A 25,987-nucleotide genomic window follows, 5' to 3' on the forward strand; every position below is an offset into this window, starting at 1 on the left:
TTGAAGTAGTTACCCTTTAATCCCCGAAAGGCTGACGCCCTTGATGATCTGCCGTTCGAAAATCAGGAACAGCACCATGATCGGCAGGGACGCCACCGTGTTGATGACCATCGGCTTGACGTAATCTTCGGTATATTGATTCATTAACGTCGGGATTCCCATCGGCAAAGTAAACAGGTTGTCATCGGTGACGGACAGGAACGGCCACAGGAAGTTGTTCCAGGAGCCGATAAACGTCAGAATCGCGATCGACACCAGCGCAGGACGGGTAAGCGGAAGCATGATGTTGAAGAAAATCCGCCAGATGCCGCCGCCGTCCATCTGCACGCTTTCCAGCAGGTCGTTCGGAATGCCGTCGAAAAAGCTTTTCAGCACAATGATGGCAAACGGCGAAGCCAAAACGGGAAAAATCAGGCCCATATAAGTGTTGAGAATCCCCATGTCCTTGGCGACCTGATACAGCGGAATCAAAATCGCTTCACCGGGAATCAGCAGCCCCGCCAAAATGAAGAAAAACATAAACGTCCGGTACCGGAACGGAATCTTGGACATGGCGAAACCGGACATCGCGGCGATGATCAACGTAAACACGGTGACGCAGACGGCGATGAAAAAGCTGTTCCAGGACCAGGTCAACAGTTTGGTGCCGGTAATGACTTCGTTGTAAACCGCCAGCGAATAAGGGGGCGTAAACCAGTCGACGACAGTAATGATTTTCATGCCTTCCTTTTTGACCGAAACGACCAGCATCCAAATTAACGGAAAAGCGAACAGCAGCGCCATGAACAGGGAAAAAATCCGGTAAAACCACTTCATGCTATTTCGCCTCCTTCCGGTTGTTCATCCAATACTGCAGCCCGGACAACACCAGCAAAATGACAAACAGCATGTAGGACATGGCCGAGGCGTAACCGAGGTCGTTTTTGCGGAAGCCCGTCTGCCAGATGTACTGGATGACGGGGCGGGTTTGATCCAAAGGGCCGCCGCCGGTCATGACGTAAATCTGCATAAATACTTTAAATGAAGCGATAATTTGCAGCATGGTGATCGTCTTGGTGATCGGGCTCAGCAGCGGGAGGGTGATTTTCCAAAAAACCTGGGAATCGGTGGCCCCGTCCAGGCGCGCCGCTTCGTAAACTTCATCCGGGATATCCTGCATCGCCGACAAATATAAAATGAAGTTAAAGCCGACCGTCCACCAAAGCGTGAGCAGCGAAACGGCGATCCAGGCCAGCCCCGTTTCCGACAGCCAGAAAATTTCCGCGTCTTCCGGAAGCATCCTAAGCAGGTGAAGCAATGAGTTCACCAGTCCCGTATAAGGCTGGAACAGAAACAATCCCAGGTAGGCAGCGACCGCCACGGACAAAATACTCGGGATAAAAAACACGCTGCGGTAAAACCGCTGCAGTCTGGAGTTCCGGTTGGCGATCAACGCCAGCACGACGGCAAGGGCAAGCATCAACGGCGTCGTGATAATGACGAAAATCGCCGAGTGCCCAATCGCCGCCCAAAATTCGTGATCCTGAAACATCCGCTCGTAATTGCCCATGCCGAGATATTTCATTTTTTTGATCAGCGTCCATTTATAGAAGCTCATTTCCACGCCCTTGATCATCGGCCAGATCGTAAACAGGAAATAAACGACCAAGAAGGGGAGCAGGAACAGCAATGCCTGCACGTCCGCTCTCAGTTTGTTCATCTTCATCGTTTCAAGCCTCCCCATAAGCCGGCCGGCCTTGTGACTTTTCAAGTTTGCCTCAAAGCCGGCCTGAGTCATGATCTAACCGCTATTCGTTTAACACCTTTTGGACTTCCTCGGTCATTTTGGCGATGCCGTCCGCCGGCGTCATTTTATTGGCCCATACTTCATTCAAATATTTGAACATGGCCAAATCGCGGATTTGCCAGTTTTTCGTGGACGGTTTGCTGAACTTCACGGTCGAAGCCACGGATACGTAATCGCTCCGGTAAGGCAGATCCTTAAACTCCTGTTTTTCAAACACGGACGGTTTGGATGGGATATGGCCGGCTTTCGCCCATACCTGGCCGTTGTCGGCCAGCCAGTTGGCGAACGTGATCGCCGCTTTCCGCTTGGCCGGGTCTTCATCTTTGGTCACCGGAAGAATCACGGTATGGGAATCGCCCCAGGTCGCTTCCTGATCGAAGATTTTCGGGATCGGCATCGCGCCGAAATCCAGCCCTTCGGTGGACTCCCAGGTGCCCGTGGCCCAAACCCCGGTCATCATAATGGCGGCCGTACCGCTTTGGAAATTTTTGTAGAAGTCCGGGTCGTTCAGTTTAATGACTTTATATTTATGGAAAAGATCTTGAACATATTGAGCCGCCTGAACCGCTTTGTCCGTATCTACCTGGGCGTTGGCCAAGTCGTCGGATACAACGTCATTGCCCCCGAGCTGGGAATACAGCGCCCACCACAAACGGAACGGATCGTCATTCGTGTTGGACAAGGCAAACGGAGTCACTTTTGCCGGCAGCTTTTCTTTCAGCGTGTTCAGGAAAGCAACGAAACCGTCGGCCGATTGCTCCATGACCGGTTTGCCGTCTTCGCCAAGCAGCCCGGCGTCTTTCAGCAGTTTCTTGTTGTAATACATAATAAACGGGTGCGTATCGATCGGCACCGCATAGTGCGCGCCATCCACCACGGAAGCGTCAAGGATATTTTGGTTGAAGGAAGACCAGTCCACTCCGGCTTCGGCGGCCACATCGTCAAGCTCGGTGACGACCCCCTGGTCGATCAAATCGGGCAGCCGGGAAATATGGGAGATGCCGACATCCGGTCCGTTGCCGTTGCCAACCGCGGTAATCAGCTTGGTGTAATACTCTCCCCATTCCAGCTTTGTATTTTTCACTTGAATGTCGGGATGTTCCTTGTTGAAGGCATCGATCATCGCCTGCATATTGTCGCCGTCTCCGCCAGAGAACAGCGTCCAGAACGATAATTGGATTTTCTCGCCACCACTATTTGAAGCGCTTTCATTACCTTGCCCGTTTGTTCCTTCGTTACCGGATGGCGCCGCAGCGTTGTTTCCGCCGCCACCACCACATGCGCTTAACGCAAAAGAGATTGACAGCAACAAAACGAGCAGCATTGCAAAGCTTTTTTTCATGTTGGCCTCCCCTTTACACTTTGGTGAAATATGGAACAGAATTTATGTTTTATTACACAAATCCCGAACCTTTGTACCTAATATAATGATAGAAGGTTGTTTTGTCAACGGTTTCATACTGATTTATTGTAATATTTTTATTTGTTACAATTATTATGCAATAAATAGTGTTGGGTGTAGCGGCTGCTTATAACAAAAGGACAAGCCATACTTTAGGTGGAGATGGAATGGGGGCGGGGTAGCCTCTGCTACCACCTCTGCCGAAAAATAGAGGTAATTTGGGGCGCTATTTTTGAAATTTTACCTCTCCTGTGGAAAATAACGGAACTTTTTGTCCCTATTTGAAGTCGAAGCCTGGAAAAAGGGCTTTTTGCCCCCAGCTTTCAAAATATAACGGTAAAAAAATCCTCTATTCCCCATTTCCCCCTTTTGGGGCGAAAATAAGAACCTTTTTTACCGCTATTTCCGCGGTGGCCGACTTCCAACATCCAAGGCCCTCCTCTGACATATCTACAATTTAGCAAAAACCATCCCCCGCAAATGGAAGATGGTTTTTCATTTCTATCATTTATTCCGCTGGATCATCGAGGGTATACGCAACCTGCATGATCATATCCTGTTCATAATCCCCGAACTGCTTACCGAACAGATTGACGCCTCCTTTATGGACGGCGTCCGGCTTCACGCCAATCCGCACCCGCAGGCTAGGACGCTGGTCAAGGCCCAGACGCCCCAGCGTCACGTCGGACACTTTCTGCATATCCAAAGTGGTCCGCTCGTGGTCAACCCGCCATGTCTTCAGCAGACCGTATTGCGTCGACCAATCTTCCCACCATGGCGGATTCAGCGCTCCGCGCCGGTCGCCGAAATCGCCGGGACTCGTCCACATGCCAATCTCCACGCTGTTGATCCACACGGAAATATCCGATGGCCAATCATTGTCGTAATTCGGCGCTTCCGAGCACATTTCCATAGACAACTCGATCGACTGGATTCGCGCGTTTTGCGGAATCTCCAGCGGAAACTGGTACTCCACATAACCTTTGCGGAACCATAAGATCTGCGCCGCCACATGCTTGGGATGATAGAAGCTCGCCGGCTCGTCTTCCCGCACCAGCATTCCTTCGCTTGACGCCATGCCGCAGGTCGGATGCACCTCGCAATCGCTGTAATGGCCGATCGGCATCTCGACCTCGTAATATTTCATCCCGTCCTTCGAGGTCCGGATACTTGAATTCAGCGAGATCAGAATATCGTCATAATTCCGGCTGCATACCTTCATCGCTCCGCGTACCGCCGGAAGCAGTTCCGTATTGATCAGCCTGGCGGCCTCCAGCACCTTCACGTTGTTCGCCACCGTCGACACCGGAAGCTGAAGGGCCTCGGCAAGTTCAATAATATTCATGCTTCGCGTGTTGAGCAGGCGAAGCATGTCGACCCGAGAGCGCGTCGAGAGCGCGTGAGCGACCTGAACCAGTTTATCTGGTTCATGTATACCGACTTCCAGCATATGAACCTCCGTAACCGTATTCCCAAAAATTGTTCTATATTTATTGACTTTACTATAAAAAGCCGCAATAAAGCAACGTTATTCATTTCACGATCAGGAAGTTCATTTCACCGGCCGTATATCAAAAAAATCGAGCTCAACATTGAAGATGTTTTTTTATTCTCCCGAAGGGCGGGGTACAGGAATGTCGATTCCTAGCGGAACGCCGAGGTCCGGCATACCATCTTCTTTCCAGCCGAATTTTTGCAGGCGCGTGCTGCGGGGAGTTCCCGATGAACGCGGCTGCTCCGCCTCGGAATAGGAGTAGGCATGGTAAGCGATCCAATCCTCGGAGCCGTCCGGCGACACGGTGAAGCTGTTATGTCCTGGAGCATAGACCCCCGATTCCGGATTTTTAGCAAAAACCGGGCCTTCATGTTTGATCCAGGCTTTCGCGTCCAGAAGATCCCCGGACTCCGCGATCCTCGTCATTCCCAGGCAGTAGTCGTCCGACCAGGTGGCGCTCGCCGAAAACACGAGAAAAATCCAGCCGCCCCGCCGCAAAAACACCGGCCCTTCGTTAATCGCCATCCCTCCCTGCTTCTCCCAGCCTTGCGTCGGCGCCGTAATCAGCACATTCGGCCCGGTCAGGGTCCAGGGATTGGCCATGCGGGCGGCATAAATGGCCGATCCGTAATCGGGAAAATAGCCGTACCCGGAGTAAAAGAAATACAGCTCCCCCCGGTGCGGCAATACCGTCCCATCCAGCCCCGGGAATTCCGTATTGACGGCTCCTTTAAAACGCCACTCGCCGTTCAGCGGATCATCCCCCGTCAGCTCAAGCACGCACACTCTCCTCGTGTCATCCCCGCCGCCATCGTTCGCCGTGTAGTAAATGTACCAGCGATTTTCGATACAGTGGAGCTCCGGCGCCCATAAATTGCGGGAATACGGCCCGGACGTTTCGGGAACCCAAACCGTCTTTGGCCGGGCCTCGGCCAGTCCGGTCAGGGTCTCGCTGCGCCAAAGCGCGATGCGGTCCCCCAGCGTCACCAACATGTAATAACTCCCGTCACTATGCCGGATAATCCAGGGGTCGGCCCCATTCGCCAAAATCGGATTACGGAACGAATGTTGGGTCATGTTTTGCCTCCTTTATAAATTGAGTCTGGCAAGTAAAATAAAATATTAGTTTACGCAATTTTCTATTAAAAGTCGGCGTATCCTTCGTTAATTCTACGGATGACTTCCACCGGAATCTTTGGCTCCCGATTCCACGTCAATAAGCCGCAGATTTCGGTTTCCGTGTCGGTTAATTGCGTATAACAGTAGCCTTGGATAAGCTCCGAAACCACGAAAGGATGAATCACGTCCACCAGTTGCGACACAAACTGCTCGCCGTTCTCCGCTTTGGGCTCAACGACAGGAGAACCCGGCTCGACATGGTAGTTTACCCCGCCGAATTCCGTGCAAAGCACCGGCTCGCCTTGATAGGAGAAACCCGGGTTGTAGATAAACTTTCTTCCTTCCAGGCCGGGCATATCGGCGATGATATTTTCGATGTTCGAGTAGCGCCGGTTCAGAATTTCAGGGTCTCTGCAGTAATCATGCACCGTGCATAAATCCGATTTGCAATGCTCCCAGCCATCATTGGATATGACCAGTCTGGTTGAGTCGACCGATTTGGTGATATGGTAAAGGGATTGCGCGTGATGCTGCTGCTTCTCGTTATAATAAATATCCGCAACTCCCCAGCTTTCGTTCAGCGGAACCCAAACGACGATGGAAGGGTGGTTGTAGTCGCGGTCGATGACCTCCTTCCATTCTTCGATCATGCGATAGGCATATTGTTCGTTATATACGTAGGCAGCCGCCATCTCTCCCCAAACCAACACGCCAAGCTTGTCGCACCAATATAAATATCGCGGGTCCGCTACCATCATATGCTTGCGCATTCCGTTGAACCCCATCTCTTTGCACAATTCGACATCGCGGCGAAGCGCTTCCTCCGTTGGGGCCGTCAGCAGGCTTTGCGGAAAATAACCTTGATCCAGCACGAGCTTCATACGGTATGGGCGGTTATTCAGACACAGTTTCCCATCGTCGGCGGATATTTTGCGCATCCCGAAGTAACTGCCAATTTGATCGACGGGCACTCCATCGACTTTAAGTTGAAAGCTGACGTCGTACAAATTTGGGGCTTCCGGCGACCACCAGCGTCCCAGGCCATGATCGTTAAAGTCCCGCAAATTCACGCGCCAAGCCTCCGTGCCCGCCAGGATTCTCCTGCTTTCCTCCGCGACGACATCTCCGGCAAATTCGATACGCGTATCCAGCTCTATCCGATGCCGGTCATCCCAACCGTCGATAAACGCCTGAATTTCGATTTCATTCGTATCCAAATGCGGTGTGAACCGCACCTTTTCCATATAAATTTCGTCAACGAATTCAAGCCACACAGACTGCCAGATACCAGTCATGTTCGTAAACCACATGACTTCCCCCTTAGCCTTCCAGTATTGCTTGCCCCGGGGAATCGTTAAATCCCGTAAATAATCCCGGGCCATTACGGTAATCCGGTTGTCCTTCCCGGCGATCAGATCGCTAATCTCGAACGAAAAAGAGGCAAACCCGCCGCGGTGTTTCCCGGCCGGCAAACCGTTCACCCACACGCTGCATTCGTAATCCACCGCCCCGAAATGCAGGATCACCCGTTTGTCGGCATATTCATCGGGGATCGCAAAGGTTTTTTCGTACCACACGCACTCATGCACCTGGTTGTCTTCGATCCCGCTCAGTTCGCTCTGATAACAAAAAGGTACCGTGATTTCCAGCGGAAAATTCGCCTTTCCTTGATACCATTTTTCCTTAACCCCGACGTTCCGGTCATCAAACGCAAAAGACCATGTCCCGTTCAGACTGCGCCAACTATTTCTGACGAATTGCGGACGCGGATATTCCGCTCTTGGTATTGCCGTTGTTGTCATAGGTCCTCCTCCGGTTCAAATTTGCCCTCGTTAAATCGCCGTATCGTTTCCAGAGGAATTTTCGATTCGCGGTCAAAGGTCAGCAGCCCGTTGATTTCTTGCTCGACATCGGTTAATTGCGTATAACAGTAACCTTGGATCAGCGGTGAATCATGCATCGCCTTGATCACCGCCCGCACGCGCACCTCGAAGTCCGCAGCGTCGATCGCCCCCGAGTAGCCCCAGCCGCTCTGGTCTCCGGACTGGAAGGAAATCCCTCCAAATTCCGTCATTAAAACCGGTTGTCCCTCATACCGATACCCTTTCACATACATATCCCGATTTTGCGGTGCATCCAGCGCTGTTTCGATCCGGCTGTATTTTTGGGTTAGTTCGCCGTAATCCCACCGGTAGTCGTGGATCGTGCACAAGTCCGATTGCGCGTGCTCCCAGCCGTCGTTGGAAATAACCAACCTTGTCGGATCCAGTGATCTTGTGAAATGATACATTGCGATGGCGTGCTGCCGCTGCTGCTCGTCCACCTTCACGTTCGGAATGCCCCAGCTTTCATTCAGCGGAACCCAGGTGATGATCGACGGGTTGTTGAAGTCGCGATCCACCGCTTCGGCCCATTCCGCCGTAAATTTCTTCACGTAGCTCTCGCTAAAAGCATAGGCATTCGCGGCCTCCCCCCAAACGACGAGTCCCAGTTTATCGCACCAGTACAGAAAACGCGGATCTTCAATTTTTTGATGTTTTCTGACACCGTTGAATCCCATGCGTTTGGTCAGTTCCACATCCCGTCTTAAATCCTCATCCGCCGGGGCTGTCATGATGCCGTCAGGAAAATAGCCTTGATCCAGGATAGCCTTCATGTAAAACGGACGGTTGTTCAAGCACAGTTTGCCGCTGTCCACGGACACTTTGCGCATCCCAAAGTAGCTGCGGACCGTATCCAGCAGAACCCCTCCGGCATACAGCTGGTATTCCACATCGTACAGATACGGATGCTCCGGGCTCCACCAGCGCCCCATCCCGTGATCGTTAAAATCATGCAGCTCGATCCGGCGCTTTTGCCGGGATGCCGTCATTTTACACTCATCGACCGCGAGCGTTTCCCCTTCAAAAGAGATCTGGGTCCGGATCGTAATTTCCGTATCTTCCGCCCAGCCTTCCACTACGTATTGAATGCCGATTTCATTCCGGTCAATATCGGGGTAATAGTAAACCCGGCGTAAATGAATCGGCTCTACCGCCTCGATCCACACGGGCTGCCAGATTCCCGTTGTCGAAGTATAAAAGATCAGTTCGGATTTTTCCCTCCAATATTGCTTGCCCCGCGGCAAGGTAACGTCCTGGTTGAAGTCCTGCGCACGCAGCGTAATTTCGTTCGGGCCGTTCTCCTTCAGCGCATCCGTAATGTCCGCGGCAAACGGGGTATGCCCTCCCTCGTGAGCAGCGACCATTTGGCCGTTCACCCAAACCCGGGAAGCGTAATCAACCGCTCCGAAATGCAAGATAATCCGCTTACCCTTCATCTCCTCGGGAATGTCGACCGTTCTCTTGTACCAGACCGTATCGTGAAACTCCGTAACTCCGATTCCGCTCAATTTGCTTTGGTAACAAAAAGGCACGCGGATTTTTTGCTCCAGAACCTTATCCTTAAACCATTGTTCGGCAACCCCGACTTGTTTATCGTCGAACTGAAATTGCCACTCTCCGTTCAAATTTAACCACAAACTCCGTTCAAACTGTGGACGCGGATACTCTCCGCGTGTATGCATGCCGCTCATGCTGTCCCCAACTCCCCTCAACTATTGACTTAAACCGGCAAATTTAATTTCTTTTTCGAACTCTTGCTGCATCTCGTCAAGCGCCGCTTGCGGAGTAAGAAAATCCCTCAGAACGGCCTGAACCGCATTTTCCATAATATCGTTCAGTTTTGACGATACAAACGGCACGTCCGGATCCACCAAAATTTTCGCCGCGGACAAGGAGTCGAGCAGTGCCGGATACATCGGATTGGAAGCCATCACTTCCGGACGTTCGTAATTGGAAGTACGTGTCGGGTCCATGGTATAATCGATTTTTAGCAATTCCCCGTCCTTCGAAGTGACATACTCCAAAAATTTATAAGTAGCCTCGGGATATTTCGTCGTGCTCGTCATCGCGATCGCCCAACCGCCCATCGTAGGCGATCCGCCTGGAGTAACACCAAAGCCAACCTTGCCTTTCACCTTCGATTGATCCCCTTCAATGGTGCTATAAAGCCCCGGCCATTGTTCCATCATGGCAACTTCACCGCTGGCGAACAGCGCATTCGCCTCGTCCCAGCCCAATTGCAGCCACTCGGAAGGGGCATATTTCCGCAATTCCACCATCGTTTCCATCGCTTTCAGCCCCGCTTCATTGTTAAACGCCGGCTTGAAATTTTCATCCACATCTTTCCCGCCGAAAGCCGCCAAACGGTTTTGCCAAAGCAACCGGCTGTTGGTTTTGGAAGCCATAGAGCTGTACCCGTATTTGGTCGGAGATTCCGGATTGAACTTCTGCGTGAAAAATTCGGCCGTCGTCAAGAAATCTTCAACCGTGGTTGGAACCGCCAGGTCTTTGCCCGTTTTCGCTTTATACTGCTCTTTGATTTTCGGATCCTCAAACAGATCCTTGCGGTAGAAGAACAACTGCGAATCCGGTTTGTACGGGAAAGCAACCAGCTTCCCTTTATACTTGCCATAGCTTTGCAATAGGCTTGGAATAAAATCATCCAAAGCCAAATTCGGGCTTGCAATGGAATCAACGTACGGCTGCAAGTCCTGGATAAGTCCTCCCTCCGCATAGCCGTGTACATTGGCCACTGGCATCAACACCGCGTCAAAGTGATGTCCCGTATTCAAATCCAATTGAATCTTCTCAACATCGGTACCTGCCGGAAAGCTTTGTACCTCCACAGTCGCTCCCGAAGCCTGCTCAAAGTAATTCGCGGCATTTTTCAACGCGTCCGCAAAGTCCCCCGTTCTTGTCGCCACTACGATTTTTTGCCCCGCATACTGTCCGCCGAGCGTTCCTCCCCCGTTCAGATCGTTCAATTTAATGCCGAGCACATCCGGGGCCTGTACCGTAATTTCCTTAAATTCGCCTTCCGGAGCCGAAGGTTCGGCCTTTTTGGAACCACATGCGCTGAGGATCAGCGTCGTTGCCAGCAGGCATGTCATCGTAAGCTGCAATTTTTTTCCCATATCTGAAACCCCCTGAACAAAAATTTTTGTTGTTATGGTTGTTTATCCTTTGACCGCTCCGGCAGTAATCCCGGCTTGTACATACTTTTGCGTGGTCAACGCCAGAATGAGCGCCGGAATGAAGGCGATGGTGCCGGCGGCGGCCAATGTGCCAAACGGCGTATCCTTCTGCAGTTGAATCATGCCGCTGATACCGAGCGGAAGCGTTTTGTTCTGGTCCGTAAACACAAGAACGAGAGAAAGGCTGAACTCGTTATATGCCGCCAGAAACACGAGTATGGAAGCTACAACAATCCCTGGCACGATCAGTGGCAATGCAATTCGCCAGTAAATGCCGAACTCGCTGGAGCCGTCGATTTTGGCCGCCTCGAACATCTCTGCCGGCAACTCGTCGAAGAATCCCATAAACAGCCAGATAGCCAACGGAAGAGAGGCGGTAATGTAAACGATAATAAGCCCGAAAAGCGTATCAAGAATGCCTAGCTTTTGGAAAATAATATAGTAGGGAATGATGAATACCAGCCCCGGAACCATACGCATCACAATGATGGCATACTGCCAGAAAGCTTTCCCGCTGAACTTGAAACGCGAAAAGCCGTATCCGGCAAAAGTAGCCGCAAGGCAAGTGCACAACGTAGTAACAACGGCAACGATCAGGCTGTTGAGAAAATACGTTCCGATCTGATGCTCCGTAAACACCTCTACATAGTTCTGCAAAACCCACTTGGAGGGAAAAAATTCCGGAGGTACCTTCATAATCTGGCCGACAGACTTGAATGAAGTCGTTACCGCCCAATAAATCGGAAACAAGAACAGGACGATAAAAAGAAGAAGCAGCAAATAAAGCGCGCTTTTTTCGGTATAATATTTTTTCATGTTCTCCCCCCTTCCTATTGCCGATCGTTACGAAGCACTTTCAGGAACACAAGCGTGACGACGACGATAATCGCGAAAAAAATGATCGCTCCCGCGGAACCGGCCCCAACGTTCATATAACGAAAGGCCGTCTTGTAGATCATCGTTCCCATCGTTTCGGTCGTATCCCCGGGGCCGCCATCCGTCAAAATCATAATCGAATCGAATATTTTCAAAGCATCCATCACGCGCAGCGAAACGACGAGCGCTATAAAATTTCGAATCAGCGGCAGCGTAATCTTGAAGAACGTTTTTACCCGGTTTGCTCCGTCGATATATGCACTTTCATAAATATCTTTTGGCACCGTTTGCAAAGCCGCGATCAGGATGAGCATGCAAAAGGGCGTTGAACCCCACACATCGATCATGATAACGGCGATCTTTGCCGGCAGCGTCTCCCCCGTCCAGGCCACCGCTTTCAGTCCGAGGGATTCGATAATATAATTGATAGGCCCGTAAATGGCGCCAAACATAATTTTCCACATCGTTGTAGAAACGACGGGGGCCAGCATCATCGGAAGAATAAACAAGCTTTTGAATATCCGCGCCTGTCTGCTGATTTTCTCGTTATTTAAAATAAGCGCCAGGACCATCCCCAACGTTACGTTCAAGGATACCGTAAAGAAAGTGAAGACCAGCGTCCATACGATGGACTTCATAAACGGACCGTTGCTGAACATATACCGGTAGTTTTCCAGCCCGGCAAACTTGATCATCGTGCTTGGCAGAGACAAGTTATAGTTCAACATGCTGATATATACGGAGTAAAACAAAGGTACGATAGCCAATAAAGTGATAAGTATTATGGCAGGTCCAATAAAGATATAGGGCAGCATTCTCTCTGAAAACTTCTTAGACCGCCCCGTATCCGCTTTCACAATCATTTCCTCACCCCTTCTGGATGCGCTTTCAAATGCTTGAAATTTTCATTTACAGTTTTTCTTGCACTGCAGCTTCAGTACTCCGCCACCTCCCGGCTATAGACATTGGCAAGATATACTATGACGCGGTTCCATCTGCAAAATCTATATTAGTATATACCATCCAAATAATATATACTAAATATAGTATAAAGTTATAAACTTATATGTATTTCCCTTGTATAACTTCGTCTAAACAATACTACATAATATATTTAATTGGTATTTCCAATTTCTGTAGACACTTCTTCACACAAAATATATAATCAACTTAGTATAATACAATCCTATTTAGATGTGGGAGCGAATCTATGAAAGAACTGCCGCTTTATAAACAAATCCAGGAGAGCATCAAAGAACAGATTAAACTTGGCGTGCTTCGCCCGGGAGATCGGGTCGAATCGGAGAAGGAATTGTCGAGCTTATACCGCGTTAGTCAAATCACGACCAAGAACGCGCTCATTGGCCTCGCCGAGGAAGGGTGGGTCGAAAGAATCCAGGGAAAAGGGACCTTCGTCTCCCGCCAGTCCGCGCAATTGCGGCCTGTTTCGAACTCTCCGGTGATGATCGGCGTCGTTTTCCCAAGCATGAAAACCCGAATAGATCAACAGCTGCTCAACTATATTGAGAAATACGCCAGCGAGGAAGGATTCCAAATTATGCTGCGGATCACGCGGGAGTCCGCCGAAGGGGAAACCTTGGCGATTCGTCAGTTATTGGATTTTGGGGTTAAAGGATTGATCATTTTTCCGACCGAAGCGGAAAACTATAACGAGACCATTATTCAACTGGCGTTCGACAAGTTTCCGGTCGTATTGGTAGACCGTTTTTTTAAAAATATTCGTATGGCCAGCGTAACCTCGGATAATATGCAAGGAACTTTTGAAGCTATCGGGTATTTGCTGTCCAGGGGACACCGGCATATCACCTATATTTCTCCGGAAATTACGAATTCGGTCACGGAAGACCGGGCCGCCGGTTATGAAAAAGCCTATTTGAAACACCAGTTCCCTATTGATAAAACTTTATGGTGCATGCTTGAATTGCAATCGCTTCAGCAAAATCAGGCGAAACGGGAAATCACCGATTTTTTAAAGGACAGGGAGCACATTACCGCTGTTTTTACCGTCAATGTTCAATTGGCCCATTACGTGTACGATTATTTGAGCGAGCAGCATTTGCTAGACAGGATCGAGCTCATGACTTTTGACAATCCCGAATTGCCCGGTGTGTCCTATGTTGCGCAAAATATTGAGGAGATCAGCCGAAAAACCGTTGAATTGCTCAAAGGCCAACTGCACGGGCAGGATGCCCCGCAGCAGCATCTCGAACCGGTTACGCTCTGTTTGAAATAAAGGCCGCGCGGAAGTCGGGGGTACTTTGATTCGGGGGGGGGGGGGATTTCATGCACCTACTCCCACTTGAAAAAGCGAACTGAAGCGCTGGTACAAACGATCGTGAGGCGGAACCAGGGCGCAATCGCCCGGCAGCCCAGCGAAGCCGCCTTTAGCAGCCTAATGCCCTGAGTCGGCGGCATTAGAAGCCGCGCCCTATTCGGATGGATTCCGCTGCTGCGCGCGATTCTTCCGTTTTGCCGATCTTCATAACGCCAAACCACCCCCAGTCTTGTTATCCCATGTTTACTCGGCGGGCTCGGCCGCAGCCGCCGTGAAGTAGCTCTGCAGCTTCCGGTTCAACCATAAGGAAGCCGCAATGAACGCCGCGACGCCAAGGAGCTTGGCCGGCTGCGCGGCAAAGTCGGACAGATGCGTGCCGATATAGGACACGCAGAAGACCATGACGGCTTTGCCCAAGGCCACCGCCGTGCCGAAGGAAACGGCCGGCATCCGCGTCAGCCCCGCGGCCATGTTAATTACAACGAACGGGCCTACCGGCAGCATGCTGAGCAGAAATACGAAGCTGAATCCGTTCCTGCGCGCCCATATCATCGCTTTCCGCACCTTGGGCTTGGCCGCCCAGCGGCGCATGAAGGGAGTCTCGGCCGCTTTTCGGATCAGCAAAAAGGTCAGCAAACTCCCGCTCACAAGTCCGATCCAGGAGTATAAAAAGCCCAGCCACATCCCGTAAATCGCGGCATTGGCTCCCACGATCACAATCGTCGGCAGCGGCGGAACGAACGATTTCAGAAAGGTCAGCAGGATGCCGGGCAGCGGCCCCAGGGAGCGGAAGCGCTCCAGGAAGAACTCTATATTTTGTTCCGTAAAATAATCCATCATGCTAAGTTCTGCGCCTGACAATAAACTTCACCTCTCCTATCCGGGTGCCCCCATTATACTATAGCCGGGCCCGGATTTCCGGCCTGAATAATCAACAATATGATGGAGATTACAAGAAAAAATCGCCGCTGGCGAGGTCCCTTGCCCCTGCATTCCCATACCTTGGATGCACGGGAGGGAATGGGTGGGGGTTCCACCCCATACCCATTCCCTCTTCGGTTCGACTACGAAAAACCTTCCCCTTCTTTCATGAGCCGAAGCACCGAGTACTTCAGCTCTCTCAAATCCGTGAACGCTTCTCTAACGGACTCCAGCGACCTTATCCGCCCATTTCCCGGGTATTTCCCAGCCTAACGGACCCACATGACTCTAATTGGCTCAAAACTAGTTCATCCGGGCCAATTTGAGGTAAATAGGGTCATCTGTGTCCGTTACATTGTTCAAACCTCCGTTTTTCCGCAGATAACGGCTCTGGTGTCCCTTAGCCTCCGGATTCCGCTTCTCCTCCCCTCACTTCCTACGCATCGTCCTCTACCCTGCCGGAAATTTTATAACTCAACTTTTGCAGAGCAAAAATCAGCTTGAGTCCTTGATCTGAAGGTTTTCAAAGAATTAAGATAGGCGGCTGGCAAAATAGAAAAACACCGCTTCGTTTGGTAAAGCGAAAGTGACGAGCTTCTACGATCAGACAGAAGAGGTGTCTTTCATTGTTGTAGACCATCAGCCCGACCTAAATCAACTGCCAAACGAATTAAAGTATTCTTTGCTTGGGGTGGGCGGCAGATCAACACTCACTGTCCGGACGCTTTGCACGATTATCCCGTTAGATCAGGGTAGCAGAGAAACAGACAAGCTCGGGAGAAGAAAAATTTGGTGGAGAAGCAGATAGGTTCGAGATCATTTAGACGGGCTTAGGAGAAGAAATCGGGTTTAGGGAAGGTGAAACAGACCGGACAAGAGATAAAGACAAAGAGACAGGATATCTAGACAGGAGATCAAGGACAAGACGTGAGGGAAACGAAAAGTCCGTGATTTTGCTGTAGCCTGAACCCTTCCGTCTGCAGCAACGCCCACACCATTCATGCTAACCCACACCAAGCAAGTTGATCCACATTAAGATAACCCCTACGCATTAAGTTGATCTTCGTCAAACTCCCCCCCACCGTTCCAACGTCACAATCAGGCCGCAGCGGCAAGGGGCTGGTTCGGTTGACGTGCGATCAGCCGGCGGTAAGGGATCGCCGGAATCGCCACACACATGCGCAGCAATTTCTGCCGCATCGTTTCTTCCGCTCCGGACAGACGCAGCCGGCGGCGTCCAGTGTACTCGTTCAGGTACGCCTGCAGATGCTTCAGTCCCAAGGCTATATATGTACTCTTCAGCGATTCCAACGCCTCTCTCACCACTTTCCGCAGAGGCGCATACAGCCGATAGGCTAGAGGGAACGACTGCCCTGCTCGCTGTTATAACGTCTGCTGAATGGTTGAAGTTCCGTTCCCGTATTGACCTCCATATTCGCTCGCCCCCGAATCAAGAAATTACGAACACACGTTCGATTTACTTCATTATACCAAACGTACGTTCCTTTATCAAGTCGAAAATCTCACCTGAACCGCCTCGTTTTTTTCCTCATCTTTTTATTTTTTTCTTCTCTCTTTTGTTTGAAACCTTGCTCTAGCCCCCCTGCTCTCTGAACGAAAGGGATAATCGTGCAAAGGCTGCAGGCAGGGACACCGAGACACCGAGACACCAAGACACCAAGACACGAACCCTTTGACGGCCCCCTCACCTGGCGTCGATTTGGGACACTGCTCGAGGGCGGCTACGGTGCAAAAGGTAGATGCGCTGACCTCGGCGAATCGTGACGCCCTCTTCATCGTTGACGCTTCCAAGCTTCCATGCATCCATTCAACGAAGTAGCCCAAAAAGCCGGGAAGACACTGTCCGCCTCTAATTCAGCGTCAACTCCGGCAATGGATTGCTGCTTTACCCAGCCAAATCAAGGCTTGTCTGCCGATTTTTTGCTGCGAAAGTTGAGTTATATTTCTAGCATCTAATAAAGCTGGAACGGTCACGCCCCGCCGGGATAAGAACGCTCTGCTGCAGGTGGCCGACTAGTTTCTTCCCGCTCCGGCGGCGAAGCGGGCCATAAGACCGTGCGAAACAGCACGCCCGCCGTCCCGATTGCGGCAAGCAGCAGGCCGATCAGCAGAAACGCGGTGCCTGCCGAAACCAGCCGGATCAAGACGCCCCCGGCCAGCGGAGCGGTCAGCATGATCGCGCTGGAGAGCGTATTTTGAATGCCGAATACGCGGCCGATTGCCTGCTCAGGCGTTTCCTTCTGCAGGATGTAATTTTGCGTCACCATATACGCACCGTTGCCGATACCGATCAGCAGACCGAATCCGAGCAGCCATGCCAGCCCCGTTCCGGGAGGACAAAGGCCCAGCAGGGCGATTCCCGCGCCGATCAGAGCGCAGCCGCCGCCAAGCCCCAAGCCCCCGCTAACCCGGCGGAACCGGTTAAGCAGCAGAAGGACCAGCACGGCTCCGGCTCCGATCGCGGATACGAGCCAGCCGATCAGCGATTCGTTGTTGGGGGCGATCCCGCGCAACAGCGCAGCAAACTGATAATCGATCATCATCAAAACGATCAGCGCTATGAGTCCAAACAGCAGCGTATTTCTAAGCAGTTTCGCTTGCGCGAGCAGCAGCCAGCCTTCCCGCCATTCGCCAAGGAGTCCGCTCAGCAGATGCGGGCGCCGGCCGCCGGGAACGTGTATGCGTTCCGCAGCGCCATTCGGCAGTCGGCCAAGAGGATACAGCAGCGCTGCGGACAGGAGCCTTGCGCCGATATTAATCGCGATGCACGCTTTGGGGCCAAACGCTGCCAGCGCCGCGGCTCCCAGCAGCGGCCCGGCCACCTTGGAGCCTTGCCCGACCAGTCCATTGAGCGCGGTTGCCTGCAGCAACTGGCCGGGCGGCACAACCTGACGCGTCAGCGCCTGCTGGGCCGGCACGTGAAATACGCCCGCCGCTGCACGAAAGGCGAGCAGCGGCAGCAGCCAATACAGGTTCGGCGCAGCCAATATGGCCGCAGTCAGCACCGCGGTCACGAGATCGCACAGAAGCATGAGCTTCGCTTTGTGCAGCCGATCGGCCAGCGCACCAGCAAAAGAGCCCAGCAGGACCCCCGGCAGCGCCATGGTGACCGGAATCAGCGCCAGCAAAAGCGGGTCGGCTCCCCAGCGGTAAGCGACGATCACCTGGATCGCCAAGGCGTCAAACCAATCGCCAAATGTTGCCAGGGCATAGGCGGCAAACATATGCCGGAAGCTGCGGTTCGACCGCAGGGATGGACAGGATTCGTTATTTTGATTTTGCACCGGACAGTCCTCCGTTTCACGTTCAACTAACAGCCACATCATAACGGAGCAATGTCAGAGGAAAATCAGACGGAATCCGTCTCACTCCGGAGGGAGAGTCGGCTGAATTCAAGATTCGACATCGAATCCGCTTCATAAACCCGCTTGGTCATGGAAAGATGGTTTTTTGAACAACCTCTTTTAGATCGGCCCGATAGCGGGATAAGCCAAACTCCTTATCCAAGGCATCGTAAACGGCGCGGTATTTTTGTTCAAGCCGAGGGTCATCCGGCAGACGTTCCTGCAAGAATAAAACGATTTGGCAAACCGATCCCAGCAGCATCGGCACATGCATGGACGCTTGCAGCACTTCCAGCCCTTCGTCGATCAAATCGGCCCCGGCCTGCCGCTGCCCCTGGGTGAGCAGGTGCAGACCTTTGACAATATGGTAACGTCCGATCTCCCGAAGATAAGGCGAGTTTTGCAAAAGCCGCTCGATCCGGCCGGAGGCGCGTTCCGCTTCGGAGCTCTGGCCGGCAACGACCTGAACGTACATTTCCATAATCGCAACAGGGATGACAAAGCCGGACAGTCCGTCAGATTCGACCGTTTGCCGCGTTTTTTCGAATCTGCTTATCGCATCCTCAGGTTGTCCGGCATCGGCATACACGTCCAGAATGTTTAAAATCTCCATTTCCCGGTGCTGCCGGTCCGGAAGAATGCGCAGCTCCAGCACTCTCTCGCATAATTGCAGAAATGAAAGAACTTCCTCCCGCCGCAGCGCCATTCCCCGATATATGATCAGCATCCAATACAATTTTTCCCCGAGGGGGATTCCGTTCTCTTCCATAAACCAGGGAATATCGCCTTGAATGAAATGAACGTATAGCGTATAAAATTCATCCACTTCAAACCCCAGCACGTCCTGCCGATCGGCCAAGGCAAGCAGCGATTTGCCCTGCCCCAGCAGGTGGTATTTTTTGAACAACTCCCTCATCGCCTCTTGCACTTCCGGATCTTGCACCGAAGGATTGCCGACCGCTCTCCTGTCCCGAAGCGTAAGGCTGTATCCGTATCCCCGCACCGTATTGATGGCGATATGCCGCCATTGGCGGAGCTTCCTCCGCAAGCGGTATATATGGTCGTCCACCGTCCGCTCGACCGGATATTCCAGCAGCCATACCCGGTCTAGCAGTTGCTCCCGTGTGAACGCCTGATTGCGGTGATCATACAGAAATTGCAGAAGCGCGAACTCCTTCGCCAGCAAGCCGATGGACTCCGAACCACATGTTACTGTATAGCTGGCGGGATCAAAGATCAATGAGGACATTCGTGCATTCATCCTTTCCTTTCGCGGTGTTGAGTAAGCGTTGCTTCTCATTTTACTTCTTTTTCCGGCAAGTAAAAAGCCGCTGAACGAGTCAGCGGCTGTCGTGCTGCAGTTAATGTATTGCGGTTATTGACTGCGGTTATTGTACTGCGGTTATTGTACTGCGGTTATTGTACTGCGGTTGCCAGTATTGCCCTTGTTGCAGTGCGGTTGCTGTGATGCAGTCTCTGTGTTGCAGTCGCTGTGCTGCGGTTATTGCAGTGCGCTTTGTAGTGCGCTAGCTGCAATCGGGTGAGCCTGGCGCATAGCGGAATTTTATGGCGTTATCTCCCTCATTCCGTGCCATTTCACCGCAATAGCGACATTTTTGGGCCCTATTTTTGTGGAACCCGCTTATTTTCACCTGTTTTTATCCAGCCGGAGGAAAATAAGTGCTTTTTATTCCGCTATTTGCTCATCCCCCGGTTACCGCAGAATATAGCGACATTTTTGTCCCTTATTCTTACCATAAGACGCGAGGAGGCTGACTCCCCAGTTGCGAGTTGGAACTTTCCAGCTACAATTCCGTTTCGGAAGTCCTGTTGCCGGAGCGCCTCCCTTTCCCTACACCTGCGCCGTACGCTTCAAAATGGCGATGCCGTTCATCGGCAGCTCCAGCGGGCCGAAGACCGCTTCGCCGCTTTCGGCATCCGTATAGCCGCGCCCGTCCAGCTCGACGCGGGCCGCTTGGCCGGAGAAGTTCTGCACGAACACGTAATCGTGTTCCCCGTCCGTGCGCAGCTGCGCGGTTACTCCCGCCGGTAGCGCGGCATCGAGCGCGCGGCGCACGCCGGCGTCCTCGGTGAGCTTGCCGTACAGCGCTTCGTAAAACGCCGGGTCGCTGACGCGGGCCGCCAAATAATAGGCTTTGCCTTCACCCAACGTATTCATCGTGAAAGCCGGTTTGCCGGCATAAAAATCATCGCTGTAGACGCCCAGCACCCGGGAGCCTTCGGCATGGATATGCTCACATAGCTCGTGAATTTCAAACGTGCCGTTAAGGCCAAGCTCGTTCCCGCTCGCCAGCACCAGGCCGTTCCGGTCATGGTCGTGCAGCCCGTCGATTTCCTCCGCCCATACGCCCAGCGTCTTCCGCAAAGGTCCGGGAAAGCCGGTCAGATGGCACAGATCGTTTTCGTCAACGATCCCCGACCAATAGGTGACGAACAGCGTGCCACCGTTTTCGACGAACCGCTCCATCTTTTTCCCGGTTTCTTCACGGAGCAGATACGCCATCGGCACGACCAGCAGCTTATATTCGGAAAAATCGTCGAAAGAACCGATGATGTCGGCCGGCACACCCAATTCCCACAAAGCGCGGTAATGCTGCATAACGGTGTCCTCATAGTGGATTCCTTTGTTCCGCGGCCCTTGCGCGTCGTTGACCGCCCAGCGGTTATCCCAGTCGAACAGGATCGCCGTTTCCGCCGGAACCGTTGTGCCAAGCACCTCCGTCAGTCCGGCCAAAGTCCCACCGAGCGAAGCCACGTCCTCGAACACGCGGGTACGCTCATGCCCGACGTGGTCGATGACCGCGCCATGGAACTTTTCGCTGGAGCCGCGGCTTTTCCGCCATTGAAAATACTGCACCGTGTCGGAGCCGTGGGCCACCGCCTGCAGTGAGGACAGCCGATGCATGCCCGGACGCTTCAGCTTGCTGACCGGCTGCCAGTTCGTTAAAGATGGCGTGCTTTCCATCAGCATAAACGGCTTTTTCTTCAGCGAGCGGAACAAGTCGTGGTTGAAGGCGAACCAGGACGCCACGCCGGCGTCCGATTCCGCTTCGTGCCAGGTCGGATAGGCGTCCCAGGAAATAACGTCCACCGCCTTGGCAAATTCGCGGTAATCCAGCCCGTAAAACAGGTCCATCATGTTGACCGTGCACGGCAGATCGGGATTCACCGCCTTGAGCGGGGCGATTTCATGCTTGTAGAAATCGATCGTCTGATCGGAGACGAAGCGGCGCCAGTCGAGGTTTTGCCCGTGCACCATCGTCTCGCCGTGCGGCGCCGGAGATTCCACCTGCGACCAGGACGTATACGTATGGCTCCAGAATGCCGTCCACCAGGCGCGGTTCAGCGCATCCAGCGATCCGTATTTGCGCTTCAGCCAGCCGCGGAACGCTTCCTGGCAATAGTCGCAATGGCATTCTCCGCCGTATTCGTTGGACACATGCCAGCCGAGAACCGCCGGGTGGCTGGAATAGCGCTGCGCCAGGCGCGTGTTCATTTGCGTCACCTTCGCGCGGTAGGCCGGCGACGTGAAGCAATGATTATGCCGCATACCGTGGAGATTGCGTTGACGATTGCCGCCTACGCGCAGCACCTCCGGATATTTCTCCGACATCCAGGCCGGGCGTGCGCCGCTGGGGGTGGCCAGCCAGGCGTAGATGCCGTTTTCCGCAAAGGTGTCCAGCACGCGGTCCAGCCATTCGAAGCGGTACACGCCCTCTTCCGGCTCCAGCGCAGCCCAGGAGAAAATCCCCACGGCCATCACGTTGCAATGGGCCAGCTTCATCATCCGGATGTCTTCGGCCAACACCTGCGGGTCATGCAGCCATTGATCGGGATTGTAATCGGCGCCGTGCATAAATGCCGGCAGCTTAGCGCTGATTGGGGGGGATTTTTTACTTTGTGTACTCATGGTATCGTCCTCTCCTTCAAATGAAAGACTTATTTCGGCCCTGCAGCCAGGAAAACGTCGATTTGGCTTTGCAGCTCTTGCTGGATTTTGTCCAGATCGGCGGCTTGCAGTTGCTTGATCAAATCGGCCTGGCCTTTATCGAGATCGTTAATCAGCCCGTATTCGAGCGGAATCGCATAACGCAGCATCACGTTGCCGACGTTGGCGATTTCGTTCTTCACCTTCGTATCGTCAAAAACGAACGTTTCCAGCGGGAAATGGTACACCTTGGACTGCCAGTCGTCCAGCATTTTCGTGCCTTCTTCCGGATAAGAAGCATCGGTGCGGTTCAGCAGCGAGTTCCAGCCCCAAACGGAAAAACCTGACAAGTTATAGTTCGTAAAGCTTGGTCCCGGGTTGTATTTGTCATCGCCCACCGGTTCATAATGCTTACCGGCGATGCCGTACATCGTAAGGTCGTGGATTTCCTTGTCGTTTTGCAGCAGGTCGATCAGCATCAGCGAGCGCTCCACGTTTTTGGAGGAAACATGGATCGCCAGGCCGTTTTGCGTCGAAATTGCCCCGATCTTTTTCTTGTCCGGCGTCAGATCGGCAACCGTGACTTCCATCTCCGGCTTGTCGCGGCGGATTTCGCCGACATTGCTTGAGATCGTCCCCAGATTTTGCGCGTAGGAGGATGTTTTTCCCGCTTTGATGTCCTGGAATACGTCGTTTTTGTTGCTGACGATGTTTTTGGACCAGCCTTTGTTGTCGGCCAAATCTTTGTAGTACGCAATCAGGCTTTTGAATTCGGGCGTATCGTAGACATTAAACAATTTACCGGCCGGATCGTCGATTTTATAGGCGAGCGGGAAGTTGTAATCGACCAGGTTCCATTCGTTTTGCTGCTCCAGCAAAATTTGGTCCAGCTCATGCCATTTCCAGCCATCGGCCGGTTTGGCGCCAAACGGGCTGATGCCTTTTTCGTTTGCGCCGATCGCCTTCAAATAGGCGGCGTAGGTTACCGGACTGTTCACCGGCTCAAGGTTGTATTTTTTGCGCAGGTCTTCGCGAACCAGCACCACTTTGTCGGTCACTTCCTGGTTGTTGTTCGGCACCATGTACAGCTTGCCGCCCACTTTGGCTTGGTCCCAGGAGCTTTGCGGCATCGCCGCCCAGGTTTGCGGCGCGTACTTCTGCAGCATTTCATCCGTCAGCTCCAGGAAGCCGCCCTTTTGCACCTGGTCGTTGTAGAACGCCCAGTTTGCGGTGTAAGCGATATCAAAATTTTCATCGGCAGCGAATTTCAGCGGATACTTCTGCGTCCAGTCCGACCAGTCGAGAAACTCGGCTTCTACGGTGGCGTTGATTTTCTCTTTCAGCAGCTCGTTCAGCTTGCCGAACACTTCATCATAATCGGTCGGTTTGCCGCCGATGAGCAGCATTTTGAGCTTCACTTCCTGAGACAAGTCCGCAGAGCCGTCTGCCGCTGTAGCTGCATTCGCAGCGGTATTGTTTGAGGCTCCCGCGCCGGAGGTATTTTCGCTGGCCGCTTTATTGCCTCCTCCTCCGCCGCAAGCAGCCAGCAATGTCGTCAGCGCCAATACCATGGCCAACAGAAACGTTGCTTTCTTTCTCACCTTTTTCATACTGGAGTTCCCCCTAAATGCTATATTGATAACCAGGTTTCCCCTGAGGTCATCCTTTAACTGCCCCGATCGTCAGGCCTTGCACGAAATAGCGTTGAATAAACGGATATGCGATCATAATCGGGCCGGTGGCGACGATTGTCATCGCCATTTTCAAGCTTTCGGTCGGAATGTCCACGCTCATGACGGCACCTGCGGCCATCATCGCTTTGCGCATGCCGTCCATATTGCCGAGCAGCCGGTATAAGTAGTATTGCAGCGGCATCAGATCAGAATTGGAAATGAAGAGCAGCGCATTGTACCAGTCGTTCCAGTAGCCCAAGGCGATAAACAAGCCAATCGTGGCCAAAGCCGGTTTTGATAAAGGCAGAACGAACCGGATAAAAATCTGAAAGTCGCTGGCCCCGTCGATTTTCGCCGATTCGATGATCGCCTCGGGGATGCTGCTCATAAACGATTTCATCACGATGATATAGAACACGTTCATCAGCATCGGCAGGATCAGCACGATTAACGTGTCTTTCAGGTTCAGGTAGTTGACGATCAGCAAATACCACGGGACAAGTCCGCCGCTGAACAGCGTCGTAAAAAAGAAGAAAAACGAAAAGTGGTTCCGCCATTTAAAATCTTTTCTCGACAGTACGTATGCGGTCATCGAGGTCAAAAACAGGCCGAAAAAGGTGCCGAGTAACGTGACCGATATCGTGATGCCGTAAGCTTTTAGCATCTCTTGTGGATATTTGAACAAAATGCCGTAGGCTTCCAGGGAAAAAGCCGTCGGAATGAGCTGGAACCCGTCTTCGATAATTTTGCTCTCCTCGGTGAGTGAGGAAGAGATGACAAGAATAAACGGAAAGATGCAAAATAAGGCGAACAACGTTAATGCGGTATACCCGATGATTTGCAGCAGCATGCGGTCAGCGGACCTGCGTTTTTTCTCTCCCGGCTTCACCGCCGGGTCCAGATTGCTGTACTTCGGAGCCATCGTACTCATATCTTTAACCTCCTGTATAAGTCGTTCGAGTTCATTGAGCCGTCCCGGCCGTTAGAACAAAGCGCGATCCTTGTCGTATTTGCGCACCGCGTAGTTCGCCAGCATAATCGTGGCAAAACCCAGAATCGACTGGTAGAAGCCGGCGGCGGCGGACATGCCGATTTCGTTCGACGTTGTCAGCGACCGGAACACGAAAGTATCGATGACGTCCGTAGCCGAGAACAGGAGGCCGTTGTTGCCGACCATATTGTAGAACATCCCGAAATCGCCGCGGAAGATGTTCCCGATGGCGAGCAGGACCAAAATGATGAGGGTAGGATACAAATTCGGAATCGTAATTTTGAAAATCCGTTGAAACACGTTGGCGCCGTCGATTTCCGCCGCTTCGTACATTTCCGTATCGATGCTCGTAATCGCCGCCAGGTACATGATCGTTCCGTACCCGAGCGTTTTCCAGGCCGACACGACGATGAGGATTACCGGCCAATAGGCCGCGGTATTGTAGATGTCGATCGATTCCAGGCCGACGGCGTTCAGCAGCGCGTTGATCGTTCCGTAATCGTAGTTGAACAGGTTGTACGCAATCGCGCCGACAACAACCCAGGAGATGAAATAGGGCAGAAAAAGCGCGGTTTGGGTGATTTTGCGGAACCAGTTCCCGGCCACCTCAAACAGCAAAACCGCCGCAAAAATTTGCACGACGTTGTTGACGACGATAAACGCTAAGTTGTACAGCGCGGTGTTTCTCGTAACCCGCCAGGCGTCCCCGGAGTCGAAGAAAAAGCGAAAATTGTCGAGTCCGTTCCACGGGCTCCCGAACACCCCGCCGGTATAGTTGTACTGTTTGAAGGCCAATACGATGCCCGCCATCGGTATGTAAGCAAACAACAGAAAAAACAAAACGGCCGGCGCCAGCATCAGCAGCAGCACTTTATATTTTTTCACATCGCTCCAAAAGCCGGGTCCTTTCATCTGATCCATCCCCTCTTGGTTGTCTCTATATGAGGTAGTTCAAAAAGTCGTCTTTTGATCACGAAGCAGGTCAGGAAGCAGGCTCGACGTCGAATCTTGAATTCAGCCGGGCCTTCCGTTGCTCA

The 25,987-nt window shown here is 52.4% G+C and carries 19 protein-coding genes; 1 reads left to right on the forward strand and 18 read right to left on the reverse strand.

Translation table 11 applies throughout. From position 1 onward, the window contains the following. Positions 1 to 9 precede the first annotated feature (9 nt). The 10 genes from ACLD72_RS24060 to ACLD72_RS24105 all read right to left on the reverse strand — a co-directional run bounded on the left by ACLD72_RS24060 (position 10) and on the right by ACLD72_RS24105 (position 12,570). Entirely contained in the window at positions 10 to 816 is an 807-nt protein-coding gene (locus tag ACLD72_RS24060) for a carbohydrate ABC transporter permease (protein ID WP_411001887.1), read from the reverse strand. A gap of 1 nt (position 817) precedes the next feature. Beyond that, entirely contained in the window at positions 818 to 1,705 is an 888-nt protein-coding gene (locus ACLD72_RS24065) for a carbohydrate ABC transporter permease (RefSeq protein WP_411001888.1), read from the reverse strand. 82 nt (positions 1,706 to 1,787) lie between these two features. Beyond that, positions 1,788 to 3,128 carry an ABC transporter substrate-binding protein gene (locus tag ACLD72_RS24070; RefSeq protein WP_411001889.1) on the reverse strand — a complete coding sequence of 447 codons (1,341 nt, stop codon included), beginning with the start codon at positions 3,126 to 3,128 and terminating at the stop codon, positions 1,788 to 1,790. A gap of 568 nt (positions 3,129 to 3,696) precedes the next feature. Continuing rightward, positions 3,697 to 4,638 (reverse strand): ArsR/SmtB family transcription factor, encoded by a 942-nt coding sequence (locus tag ACLD72_RS24075; RefSeq protein ID WP_411001890.1) that lies wholly within the window; start codon positions 4,636 to 4,638, stop codon positions 3,697 to 3,699. 156 nt (positions 4,639 to 4,794) lie between these two features. Continuing rightward, the gene (locus ACLD72_RS24080; RefSeq protein WP_411001891.1) at positions 4,795 to 5,760 is read right to left on the reverse strand and encodes a family 43 glycosylhydrolase; all 966 of its coding nucleotides are present in this window, start codon (positions 5,758 to 5,760) and stop codon (positions 4,795 to 4,797) included. Between the two features lie 65 nt (positions 5,761 to 5,825). Further along, the gene (locus ACLD72_RS24085) at positions 5,826 to 7,604 is read right to left on the reverse strand and encodes a sugar-binding domain-containing protein (protein WP_411001892.1); all 1,779 of its coding nucleotides are present in this window, start codon (positions 7,602 to 7,604) and stop codon (positions 5,826 to 5,828) included. Continuing rightward, entirely contained in the window at positions 7,601 to 9,376 is a 1,776-nt protein-coding gene (locus tag ACLD72_RS24090) for a glycoside hydrolase family 2 protein (protein WP_411001893.1), read from the reverse strand. Before ACLD72_RS24090 ends, ACLD72_RS24085 begins: the two co-directional genes overlap by 4 nt. Before the next feature lie 21 nt (positions 9,377 to 9,397). Beyond that, the gene (locus ACLD72_RS24095; protein ID WP_411001894.1) at positions 9,398 to 10,819 is read right to left on the reverse strand and encodes an ABC transporter substrate-binding protein; all 1,422 of its coding nucleotides are present in this window, start codon (positions 10,817 to 10,819) and stop codon (positions 9,398 to 9,400) included. A gap of 42 nt (positions 10,820 to 10,861) precedes the next feature. Next, on the reverse strand, positions 10,862 to 11,695 hold the full coding sequence (locus tag ACLD72_RS24100) for a carbohydrate ABC transporter permease (protein ID WP_411001895.1): 834 nt from the start codon (positions 11,693 to 11,695) through the stop codon (positions 10,862 to 10,864). 14 nt (positions 11,696 to 11,709) lie between these two features. After that, positions 11,710 to 12,570, reverse strand: coding sequence for a carbohydrate ABC transporter permease (locus tag ACLD72_RS24105; RefSeq protein WP_458476187.1), 861 nt, complete (start codon positions 12,568 to 12,570; stop codon positions 11,710 to 11,712). Between the two features lie 395 nt (positions 12,571 to 12,965). Between ACLD72_RS24105 and ACLD72_RS24110 the strand changes: the two genes are divergently transcribed. Next, positions 12,966 to 14,009, forward strand: a complete 1,044-nt coding sequence (locus tag ACLD72_RS24110) for a GntR family transcriptional regulator (protein ID WP_411001897.1) — start codon at positions 12,966 to 12,968, stop codon at positions 14,007 to 14,009. Between the two features lie 285 nt (positions 14,010 to 14,294). On the opposite strand, the gene ACLD72_RS24115 is transcribed toward ACLD72_RS24110, so the two are convergent. From ACLD72_RS24115 to ACLD72_RS24150, 8 genes are all read right to left on the reverse strand, one after another. Beyond that, complete coding sequence (locus ACLD72_RS24115; RefSeq protein ID WP_411001952.1) at positions 14,295 to 14,888, reverse strand: TVP38/TMEM64 family protein; 594 nt, start codon at positions 14,886 to 14,888, stop codon at positions 14,295 to 14,297. Between the two features lie 1,182 nt (positions 14,889 to 16,070). Beyond that, a complete protein-coding gene (locus ACLD72_RS24120) occupies positions 16,071 to 16,295 on the reverse strand; it encodes a hypothetical protein (RefSeq protein ID WP_458476188.1) in 225 nt (74 codons plus the stop codon). A gap of 668 nt (positions 16,296 to 16,963) precedes the next feature. Continuing rightward, positions 16,964 to 18,316 carry an MFS transporter gene (locus ACLD72_RS24125; protein ID WP_411001953.1) on the reverse strand — a complete coding sequence of 451 codons (1,353 nt, stop codon included), beginning with the start codon at positions 18,314 to 18,316 and terminating at the stop codon, positions 16,964 to 16,966. Between the two features lie 109 nt (positions 18,317 to 18,425). Then, on the reverse strand, positions 18,426 to 19,586 hold the full coding sequence (locus ACLD72_RS24130) for a winged helix-turn-helix domain-containing protein (RefSeq protein ID WP_411001900.1): 1,161 nt from the start codon (positions 19,584 to 19,586) through the stop codon (positions 18,426 to 18,428). A gap of 603 nt (positions 19,587 to 20,189) precedes the next feature. Then, positions 20,190 to 22,268, reverse strand: a complete 2,079-nt coding sequence (locus ACLD72_RS24135) for a beta-galactosidase (RefSeq protein ID WP_411001901.1) — start codon at positions 22,266 to 22,268, stop codon at positions 20,190 to 20,192. Positions 22,269 to 22,297: 29 nt separating this feature from the next. After that, on the reverse strand, positions 22,298 to 23,896 hold the full coding sequence (locus ACLD72_RS24140; protein WP_411001902.1) for a DUF3502 domain-containing protein: 1,599 nt from the start codon (positions 23,894 to 23,896) through the stop codon (positions 22,298 to 22,300). Between the two features lie 49 nt (positions 23,897 to 23,945). Beyond that, positions 23,946 to 24,881 carry a carbohydrate ABC transporter permease gene (locus ACLD72_RS24145; protein ID WP_411001954.1) on the reverse strand — a complete coding sequence of 312 codons (936 nt, stop codon included), beginning with the start codon at positions 24,879 to 24,881 and terminating at the stop codon, positions 23,946 to 23,948. Positions 24,882 to 24,941: 60 nt separating this feature from the next. Next, complete coding sequence (locus tag ACLD72_RS24150) at positions 24,942 to 25,862, reverse strand: ABC transporter permease (protein ID WP_411001903.1); 921 nt, start codon at positions 25,860 to 25,862, stop codon at positions 24,942 to 24,944. Between the last annotated feature and the right edge of the window lie 125 nt (positions 25,863 to 25,987).

This window comes from Paenibacillus lacisediminis (assembly GCF_046567315.2).